The following is a 10,126-nucleotide window of genomic DNA, read 5'->3' on the forward strand; positions in this document are numbered from 1 at the left end:
GTCCTCGGTAAGGATGGCCGGATGTTTGCCCGTAATGCCGCCACCAACCCTCCATCCACTCCCAGCGACGGAATGGGATATCTTGGCTCAACGCGTTCCATTGCATCCGCCACGGCTGCAACTCGCCCAGCGTCGAGAGCCGAACCACGTCGAACGGAGCGCGGCTCGGCTGGTTGGGGGAAGTCGTCATACGCGGCAGTTCGATCGGATGGCAAGTCGGCCGGTTTGCGGCCCGCAAGTTGTGAGCGCTTTGCGCGAGACAATTCGGCTGGCGGTCCCAACCGGCGCGGTCCGGCCAGCGCGCGGTGTCTCGCAAGCAAACTCTCTGTCACATTGCCGTGATTGGCAAATTCGCGGGCCCCGAGCCGAGATGGAGAATGCGGCGGTTCGGAGCGTTGCGTTTCTGCATCACGGCGGCGATTGCGAAACAATGCGTTTCCTAGCGGCAACGAGCGAGGGGCGAAACAAACTGGCGGCGACGGGCGAACGTCCGAACGCATCCCTTCAAAAACCATTTGCAAGCACGCACTTCGGCAATGTCCGGACCCTCGGATTGGCAGCGGCGGGCGACGCTGGCATCTGTTTTGCAAACGTCGAACTCGAACAATCGGACCGCTCACAACGCCGGCCGATCGCTCGCCCCTTGAATCAGGAACTTTCGACCCATGTCGCAATTCCGTCAGCAAACCATCACTCCGACCGACGTGCTCAAGCTCTTGGTGGCAAATCCCCTTCGCTGGATTGCTCCAACCGTAGTGCTCGCGGCGGCCGCGTTCGCCTATGCCCTGGCGCGGCCGGCGGTCTGGGAGGCCTCGCAAGCTCTCACGGTTCGCGACGAAGCCGTCGGCGGCGATCGGCCCGGCAAGTTCCACGTGGTCGAGGACATGAAAACCGTTCAGGAGACGATCCTGGAACTCGCCAAGAGTCATGCCGTGCTCGCAGCCACGCTCAAGCGGATCGGCCCGCCGAGCGATCGACAAAGTCAGTTGGCCTGGCCGACCGATCAAGAAGTCGCCGCATTCCAAGGGACCGTCAAGCTGAGTCCGCCGAAGGGGGCCGAATTCGGCAAGACGGAGGTATTCTATCTCCAAGTGCAGAGCAATGACCGCGAGCGAGCCATTACTCTGGCCTCCGCCTTGAGCGATCAACTCAAGCAACGGTTCGCCGATCTCCGCGACAGTAAGGCCCAAAGCATGGTCGATGAACTCTCCAAGACGGTAACGCTCGCCGAGACCGATCTCACGACGGCCAGCGACCGGCTTGCCCGAATCGACGCCGAGGTCGGGTCCGATCTGGGCGAACTCCGGACCCTAGCGGACGCTGCGATGGGAGACAGCCCTTTGCGACGTTCGGTCACCGAAATGGAAACTGAGCTGCGCAGCGCTCAGGCGACTAATCGGGCGAACGAAGAGCTGCTCCAGTTATTGGAAGGCTCGCAGAACGATCCGAAATTCCTGCTGGCCGCTTCGAGCCGCCTTCTCGAAGCCCAGCCTGCGCTGCGTCGCCTCAAGGATAGCCTGATGGACGCCCAACTCCACACGGCGCAGTTGCTCGGCAGCATGGCCGAGGCCCATCCGCACGTGCAGGCCGCCAAGGCCATCGAACAAGAGATCGGCCAGCACATTAGCGAGGAGGTCGAGGCCGCGATCGGCGGCGTGAAGCTGGAACTGCACCTTTCCGCCGAACGCTGTGCCGCGCTCGACAAACAACTTGCCGCCGCCAAGGATCGGCTCAGCAAGCTGGCCGAGATTCGGGCCGGTTATGCCAATCTTGCGGCCGAAGTACATCGCCGCACCGACACGCTGCGGAGCGCCGAGAACCAACTTGCCGAAGCCCGTGCCAGCCAAGCGGGCGCGCACTCGGCCAGCCTGATCAGCCGGATCGACATCCCGGATACCGGAGCGAGTCCGATCGGCCCGAGCCGGAGCGTGATCGTGCTGGGAGGGGCGGCCGGCGGATTTCTGCTCGGGCTGGCCATCCTGTTTCTGACGATCCAATCGTCACAACTGGAGGCCGCCGAGGTGAAAGGCCCAATTTACGGCACGACGCAGAATTCGACGACCACGACCAACGGCCACACTTTCGCCGCCCCGTATGCTGTCGTCAACGGCGATTCTCGGCCGAATGGCAAGCCGGCGACGGCGACCCATGGCCTATCCTTCAAGGAGGCACTGACCAAGATTGAAGCCGGCAACCGCCGCTCTCGCTAGAACTCATGGAACTGCTGATCGCGATCGCCGCGCTGGTTGCCGGGGCGTGGCTCATCTTTTTTACGCTTCGCGGCTCGCTCGTGGCCGGATGTCTGGCGTTTCTGCTGATCGCGAGTTGCTTCGGCTACCCATTTCTACATTTCGACCTGGGACCAATTCCCGTCACGCTCGATCGACTGGCGATCCTGGGACTGGCCGGCATGTATATCGTGCAACGCTACCTCGGGCTGGCCGACCCGAAGCCGCTGCAGACGGTCGACAAGCTGCTCTTGGCCTTCCTCGGCCTGCTCGTATTCAGCACGTTCACTCACAATTGGCGCGACAATCCGCCGGGCTACGTGCCGCCTGTTTGGCGGTTGGTTACCGGTTTTCTGACTCCGGCAATCATATTTTGGCTGGCGAGACAATCGCGGCTCTTCGAGCGGCGCGTCGCGCTGGTTCACGGAGCGCTCGCCTGTTTTGGAATCTATCTCGCGGCAACAGGGCTCGCCGAGATCAGCCGACAATGGTGGCTCGTTTTCCCGACGTACATCGCGGACTCGACGGTCGGCCTTCATTTTGGCCGGGCACGCGGGCCGATGGTGCAAGCGGTCATCTACGGCTTCTTCCTGGGAGTGACGATGCTGGCAGGCTTTGTCTGGCGAGACCGTTGGAATCGCCTGGGGCAGTTGATTTGGCTGCTGTTGATTTCCTTGGAACTGGCTGCGTTGGGCTTTACTTATACGCGGAGCGTATGGATCGGCACCGCATTGGCCATCTTCGTCGTGCTCGGGCTGACACTGCGCGGCGCCTGGCGGCCGCTGGTGCTGGGATGCCTGGTGTCGGCGGCGCTCGTGCTGAGCGTCGCCGAATTGGATAGCCTGGCCAATCTGCAGCGCGAAGGGAATGCCAGCGAAGCTCGCGAATCCGCCGGGATGCGGGCTTGCTTCGCCTATGTCTCCTGGGAGATGTTCTTGGACCGGCCAATTCTGGGCTTTGGATTCGGCCAGTTCTTCAAGGAAAAACTCCCCTATCTGAGCGATCGGACCACGCCGCTGGAGTTGGAATTGATTCGCGACTACATCCATCACAACACGTATTTGAGCTTGCTCACGGAGACGGGATTGATCGGGCTGTCGCTGTACGTGGCGATTCTGCTCTATTGGGCCCGCTGCGGCTGGCGACTCTGTCGCGATAGCAATCCACGGTGGATGCGCGCCCACGGCATTTTGCTGCTCGGAGCAATGGCCACCTACGCGGTGCAGATGCTGTTCCACGAGGTGAGCTACACCACGCTCGACAATTCCTTGTTGTTTCTTCTGGCAGGCATCGCCGTCGGCCTCGATACGCGGGCCAGAGGCAGGAGCCCTGAAGCGGATCAAAGCCACGCGGCGGCATTTTCGCTCCGTCCGATTGGGATTACGCCCGTATACAACGATTAGAATACCATGCGCGCGATCCGATATGGTTCACATCGCGTGGAGTTTCGACAACGGAGCATTTCCGGAATGCAACGCGGCGATTGTGAATCTCGTATTCGTCGGCGGTCATCTGGCGCCGAACGCAACGCTCCACCAATAGTTGCGCGGAACGCGACCGTCGATAGCCAACCCCGGCATGAGCTTTGCCTAACTGGCCTGTCGAGAATCGCCACAAGTCGCCTTGTTAGGAATTCCACCAGTGATTTCAGTCGCCCGTCAACCGCTGCGAGTGTTCGAACCCGAAAGCGATGTTGAAGTTTTTGCTCCGCCGGCCGAACGGCAATCCTCCCCAAGCGTTTCGAGCGCGGCAACTTGGAAATCCATTCGCTCCATTCCGACGACTAACTTTTCGCTGGCCCAATTGCGGTTGGAAGCCAACGAACCGCTGGTCGAACCGGAAGGGAATCTCGAGCGCGGTTACCGGATCGCCAAGCGGCTGCTCGATATTCTCGGCGCCGCCGTCTTCCTGGTCCTATTTTCGCCAATTCTGATCGGCGTTTTTATCGTGCTGTGGTTCGCGACCAAGGGAAAACCCATCATTCGGCAGGAGCGGGTCGGCCATTTGGGCCGGCGGTTTCCGATGTACAAATTCCGCACGATGCGGCTCGATGCCGACAAGTTGCAGCACCTCGTGCGCAACGAACAGAACGGCCCGATTTTCAAGAACCGGCACGATCCGAGGATCACACGGATTGGTCGGATTCTGCGGCGCACCAGCATCGACGAAATGCCACAGCTTTTCAACGTTTTGGTCGGTCATATGTCGCTGGTTGGGCCGCGGCCCCCGCTGGCCAAGGAGGTGGCCCAATACAAAGCCTGGCACCGCCGCCGGCTGGCCATCAAGCCTGGACTCACCTGTCTCTGGCAAATCAGCGGCCGGTCCGAAATCGGCTTCGATCAGTGGGTGCGGATGGACATCTGGTACGCCCGAAATCAGGACCTCCTGACCGACATCAAGCTCCTGGTCCGAACTCCACTCAGTGTATTAAGTTGCCGCGGCGCTTATTGAAGGCCGGCGCGGTGGGTCGGAGCAATCTATATTTGAACAGTAAACCGCCGCTTCCCCGCCGGCGCTAGCAGCGTCGGCCACGCACTGTCCAGTGGCCGTCGCTGCCAGCGTCGGGATCGCCCGATGTCGCTCCTCGTCGTTCAGTCCGATCCTCGGCAATCAAGCGCTGCCGAGAGTAGCATCCAGCGCTGGCGGCGACCCCGGCAGCCGCTCCGCGTGCTGCACGTCGTGAACGGCGAGCACTTTGCTGGCGCCGAACGCGTGCAGGACCTTCTCGCTCTTCGGCTGCCCGAATTCGGCATCGAAACGTCGTTCGTCTGCGTCAAGCCGAATCGGTTTCCCGCGGCGCGGCGATCGGCTGCGCCGCTCTATAAACTGCCGATGCGCGGCCGCTTCGATCTGCGGCCGGCGTGGAAGCTGGCCCGCCTGATTCGCGATGAGCACTTTGCGTTGCTCCACACGCACACGCCGCGGGCCGCGCTCGTGGGGCGAATCGCCGCCAGGCTGGCGCGGATCCCGATGGTCCATCACGTCCACGGTCAGACGGCGAACGAAGTCGGCCGACGTTGGCTCAGTCGATTCAGCGCGGTCGTCGAGCGGTTCAGCTTGTCAGAAGTCAAGGCCGTGATCGCCGTCTCGGAAAGCGCGGGGCGCTATATAGCGGCCCACGGCATCGCCTTAGAGCGCGTGCGAGTCGTGAGCAACGGAGTTCCGGCCAGCGAGCATCTCGCGCGGCGGTCGCCGCCGCAAGACCATTGGACGCTCGGCACGATCGCGCTTTTTCGCCCACGCAAGGGGCTAGAGCCGCTTCTCGATGCGCTCGCAATGCTTCGCAAACAGGGCGCGGCGGTTCGCCTCCGTGCAGTTGGATCGTTTCAAACCGCCGCCTACGAACGGAGCGTGCGCAACTATGCCGAACGCCTGGGGATTGAGGGGGCCATTGAGTGGACTGGTTTCAGTTCAGATGTCAACGGCGAGCTGGCCAAGCTGGATTTGCTCGTGTTTCCCAGCCTTCTTGCCGAGGGGCTGCCGATGGTCGTGATCGAGGCGATGGCAGCGGGCGTCCCCGTGATCGGCACTCGCGTCGACGGCGTCGCCGATGCGATCCGTGACGGCGTGGACGGCCTGCTGTGCGACCCGGGCGATGCAACCAGCCTGGCCGATGCGATTGGTCGGATCGTCCGCGGCGAAGCGAATTGGCATTCTCTGCGAACGAGCGCGTGGCGCCGCCAGCGCGACGTGTTTTCTGACCGGAGCATGGCCCGCGGGATGGCCGAACTCTATCGCGAGATTCTCTGCTGATTGCGTTGCGATTTAATCCGTGCCGCGTCACGGAACGCCGTGGAGGGCGTTCCAAATTAGGTCCGCGAAGCCGACTGTAGGGAATGGCCTCTGTGCCGTTCCACGGCAGAGACAATCGGGGAGTGTGTTATGAATCGTGTTCGGTTATTCGGCTTTGAGGTCGATGCGCTCCGCATGCGCGAGGCGGTCGCTCAACTGTTGAAATGGGCTGTCGAGCGCGACGGCGTCTGCCGTTTCGTCGTCACGCCGAACGCGGATCACGCCGTTCTCTTTCAGGAAAACATGAAGTTGCGGCAAGCCTATGCGTCCGCGAGTCTGGTCCTCGTCGATGGCATGCCGCTGCTGTTGGCGGCCAAGCTGCTCCGCCGCGGAGTGCCCGAGCGCGTGCCGGGGAGCGATCTGGTGCCGGCCCTGTTTTCGGCGGCCGGCGAAGGCCCCGAAACGCGGCGCTCGTTGCGGATTTATCTCTTGGGCGCAGCGCCCGGCGTCGCCGAGCGTGCAGCAGACCGGATCAAAGCGATGTGGACGGGAGTGGACGTCGTCGGGTGTTACAGCCCGCCGCTCGGGTTCGAGAGGAATCCCGGGGAAAACGAGGCCATCCTGGCGCGCATTGCGCAGTCCAAGTGCGACGTATTGATCGTTGGGCTCGGCGCCCCGAAGCAGGAACTCTGGGTGCTTGAGCATCAGACGCACATTGCCGCGCCGGTCGCCCTTTGCGTGGGCGCGACGATTGATTTTCTGGCCGGCGAAAAGGCTCGGGCCCCTCGCTGGATGCGGTGCGTTGGCTTGGAATGGCTCCATCGCCTGGGGAGCGAACCGCGGCGCTTGGCCCGCCGCTACCTACGCGATGCGATCCACCTTCCGCGGCTGCTGTGGCGCGAAATCCGCGGCACAACGATTAGACCGCGTTCGCCAGCAACGACCAGGACCACGCTTTCCAGATCAGCAAATATCGAATAAGTCAGGCCTCTGGCCTGACAATCCGGCCTGTGGATCGAGGCGGGGCCGAAGCAGTCGAAGTCAGGCCAATGGCCTGACCTACGCGAGATCCGGTCAGCTCGCTCAATTTCCACCGCCCAAAAGCGGATTGGAGTTGTCGGTCTTGATCATCGAGCTGGGGATTTGAAAGTGCAAATCCTCGTCTTGCCCGATCGCTTTGCCGGAGAGCGTCAGCCGCGCCGATTCGACGTCTGCCCAGAGCAAGGGGAATACGAGCGCATCGTTGACGGATTGCCCGGCGGAAATCGGCGCGGCAGGCTTGGTTCCTCGGATGACAGCATCGTCGGGAAACTTGATGTGCTTGTGCTCGCGACCGTGATCGTCGACCAACAGTGAATCGATCGCCGACTCTTCCGCTTTCTGTCCCATCCAGCCTTTATAGTCGACGCTCCCGGCGGCATCGGTGTTCTTGATCTTGAACCAGACCGTCAAATAAGGATCGGGCGTGACATCGAACAACTCCGCCAAGCCGCCTACCGGATAAGTCGGTACCTTTCCGACCAGCACCTTCGTGATGGTCACTTGCAGCGATCCCGATCCCTGCGGCTCGTTCTTCTCTGCGGCCGCCCATTTAATGGAGGCGCCAGAGTGCGCAGCGGTCGCGGCATCACCATCGGTCGCGGAATCCGTCGAGTTGCTATCGGTCTTGGTGGCGACCGCCAGCCCCCTGCCGTTGGCATCACCGTCAAAGATGAGCTGCGGCCGACGCACTTTAGAATTCTGGCCGCCAGCCACCCTTTGATAGGCGCCCAGAGCAAATTTGAGCGGATCGAGATCATCGCGCGGGTCGCCCCCGGCGGCCGCCATATTCGCGCCACGAACAAACTTGGCTGCCGCCGCCGAGGGCGTTAGCTTCGGTTTTACGGACTCAGCGTCTTGATCATCCGCGCGTTGCGTTGGCAAAGCCGCATTGCGAGCCGCCGTGCTCGCAACGCTGTCCGCGACGTGCGAATCGCCGTGCCTGTTCGAAGACGCAATGATCCCGATGAGCAATCCAACGGCCACGGTGCCGATTCCGATCGCCGCGATCACCAAATCCCGTCGCGCTTTCTCCGGAATGCCGCTGCTTTGTCTGGCCGTGTTTACCACGCGCCAGCCTCCGACCTTGCGCAAGCCGGAAGAACTCGCGGGCGATTCCGTGATGATGGGGGCCGAACTCGATTCCGTCGTTGTCAGGGGTGGCGGCGCCGAGTTGCCGAGGCGCAAATCATCTAGCGACACAGCCGCCGGCGCCGGCAAGCTCGCCGGCGGCATCGGCATCGCGGCCTGCATGACAACGGCTGCCGTTGCCGGAGTTCCAACGAGCGGCGGAAAGACGGCGGGCGTCGATTCCGCAACCACCGGCGGCGCGGCAACGGCGAGCGGCTCTGGCACCGGAGGTGGAGTCGGTTCCGGCGGCGGAGGAGGCGGCGATGCGATGGTCGACTCGGGCACGATCAGAATCAATCCGCATCCCGGACAATCGGCATTGCGGCCAACGTCGGCGTCCGCGGCTTCGATCAACATGCCGCAACGGTGACAATTGAATCGGATCATCTGGCCACTTCTCGGCGCATACGAAGGCGGACACCGCGGCCATCCTTCCATCCCTCCACCACGCCTCAATTTTCGCGCACGATTCATCAGAATTCAAGGTCTATCAGCCTCGATGAGATGCTTGGAATCCCGGCGCCGGATTGTTTCGAACGCGTAACGGCGCGAATCCGTCGTTCAAAACCGTTCCGGTCGGTCCCCTCCCGCAAGCGCCGTTTCAGGCTTATACTCATTGGCGTTGCCGATCGGGCGCCAAATCGTTTCAGGGAAGGCTGCCATGTCCACAGCTCCTTTGTCGCGTTCGTCCAAGACAGAGCGTCCGATTCACAAGGCGGCAATCCTATTTGCCGGTGGACCCGCCCCAGCGGCCAATGCCGTTATCTCCACGGCGGCCGTTTCCTTCCTTCGCAACGGCATCCAAGTCGTCGGTGTCTTGAACGGCTACTCCCATTTGGTCGAATTCAGCAAGGAGCATCCACTCGTCGCGGGGAGCGACTACATCCCGATCGACCATAAGACTTTACGGCGGACCCGCAACTCGCAGGGAATCATTATCGGCACCGCACGGACGAACCCCGGCAAGGACGTTTCGCACCCGAGTCACCTTGACGATCCGGTGCGGTCTGCTCCTCTGCGGACCGTTTACGAGGCGCTCTGTTCGCTCGAGGTCGATGCGCTGGTCTCGATTGGCGGCGACGACACGCTCAAGACGGCCAATAAGTTCAAATTGTTTCAGGATCGACTTCCCGCCGGCAGCCGGCGGATTCCCGTGGTGCATCTGCCTAAGACCATCGACAACGACTACATGGGGATCGACTTCACGTTCGGCTATTTCACGGCCGTTGATACCATCGCCGGCGAAATCCGCAATCTGCTGGCCGATGCCGAGGCGAACCAGGCCTATTATCTCACCGAGGCGATGGGGCGCAGCGCCGGCTGGCTGGCCTACGGTGCGGCGATCGCCGGCGAGGCGAGCCTGGTCATGAGCGTCGAAGACGTCCACGGCCCCTATGCCGACACCGAAGAGTTCATTCATGCCAAGACCGGCGAGAAGCGGAATCGCATCGTGATGAAAGTCGATGAAGTCATCAACCGGATCGTCGAGACAATGCGGATTCGCGAGCAGGAGGGAAAGCAGTATGGCGTGATCGTCGTGGCCGAAGGGCTTGCCGAATTCCTGCCGGCCGACTTCCTCAAGGACATCCCGCGCGACGACCACGATCACATCAACATTGCTCAAGTGGGCCTGGGCCGGATGTTCGCCAAAGCGGTCGCGGATGAATACAAGAAACAGACCGGGCGGACGCGAAAGGTGACCGGGCTGCAACTCGGCTACGAAGCTCGCTGCGCCAAACCCAATTCGTTCGATGTGATGCTCGGCAGCCAGTTGGGCGTCGGGGCGTATCGTGCGCTTGTCGAGCAGCGACTCAACGGCGTGATGGTCTCCGTCTCGGGCCAGCTCGAGCTGCACTACGTCGATTTCGCCGAACTGGTCAATCCTGAAACGCTCGTGACGGTTGTCCGCCACGTCGATCCGGACTCCGATTTTCACAAGCTCGTGCGGTTCCTCGAAACCTACGTGAATAAGGAAGCGACCAATCGTGAAGAGCCGC

9 protein-coding genes are annotated in these 10,126 nt (G+C 62.0%); 7 read left to right on the plus strand and 2 right to left on the minus strand.

The window, feature by feature from the left end:
* A partial coding sequence (locus VGY55_23270) for a hypothetical protein (GenBank protein HEV2972908.1) occupies positions 1–190 on the minus strand: 190 nt, incomplete at its 3' end.
* A gap of 475 nt (positions 191–665) precedes the next feature.
* Here VGY55_23270 and VGY55_23275 point away from each other — a divergent pair.
* The 5 genes from VGY55_23275 (at position 666) to VGY55_23295 (ending at position 6,941) form a co-directional block, all read left to right on the plus strand.
* Positions 666–2,210, plus strand: a complete 1,545-nt coding sequence (locus VGY55_23275) for a hypothetical protein (protein HEV2972909.1) — start codon at positions 666–668, stop codon at positions 2,208–2,210.
* A gap of 5 nt (positions 2,211–2,215) precedes the next feature.
* The gene (locus tag VGY55_23280) at positions 2,216–3,631 is read left to right on the plus strand and encodes an O-antigen ligase family protein (protein ID HEV2972910.1); all 1,416 of its coding nucleotides are present in this window, start codon (positions 2,216–2,218) and stop codon (positions 3,629–3,631) included.
* A 238-nt stretch (positions 3,632–3,869) separates the two neighbouring features.
* The gene (locus VGY55_23285; protein HEV2972911.1) at positions 3,870–4,679 is read left to right on the plus strand and encodes a sugar transferase; all 810 of its coding nucleotides are present in this window, start codon (positions 3,870–3,872) and stop codon (positions 4,677–4,679) included.
* 123 nt (positions 4,680–4,802) lie between these two features.
* Positions 4,803–5,981 carry a glycosyltransferase gene (locus VGY55_23290; GenBank protein HEV2972912.1) on the plus strand — a complete coding sequence of 393 codons (1,179 nt, stop codon included), beginning with the start codon at positions 4,803–4,805 and terminating at the stop codon, positions 5,979–5,981.
* Positions 5,982–6,110: 129 nt separating this feature from the next.
* Positions 6,111–6,941: a WecB/TagA/CpsF family glycosyltransferase gene (locus tag VGY55_23295; protein HEV2972913.1), complete on the plus strand. Its 831-nt coding sequence runs from the start codon at positions 6,111–6,113 to the stop codon at positions 6,939–6,941.
* 102 nt (positions 6,942–7,043) lie between these two features.
* Here the strand turns inward: VGY55_23295 and VGY55_23300 are convergent, their stop codons facing one another.
* Positions 7,044–7,787, minus strand: coding sequence for a hypothetical protein (locus VGY55_23300; protein HEV2972914.1), 744 nt, complete (start codon positions 7,785–7,787; stop codon positions 7,044–7,046).
* A gap of 178 nt (positions 7,788–7,965) precedes the next feature.
* Here VGY55_23300 and VGY55_23305 point away from each other — a divergent pair, with 178 nt between their 5' ends.
* Positions 7,966–8,499, plus strand: coding sequence for a hypothetical protein (locus tag VGY55_23305; GenBank protein HEV2972915.1), 534 nt, complete (start codon positions 7,966–7,968; stop codon positions 8,497–8,499).
* A gap of 291 nt (positions 8,500–8,790) precedes the next feature.
* A partial coding sequence (locus VGY55_23310; GenBank protein HEV2972916.1) for a 6-phosphofructokinase occupies positions 8,791–10,126 on the plus strand: 1,336 nt, incomplete at its 3' end.

This window comes from Pirellulales bacterium (assembly GCA_035939775.1).
GTDB lineage: Bacteria > Planctomycetota > Planctomycetia > Pirellulales > DATAWG01 > DASZFO01.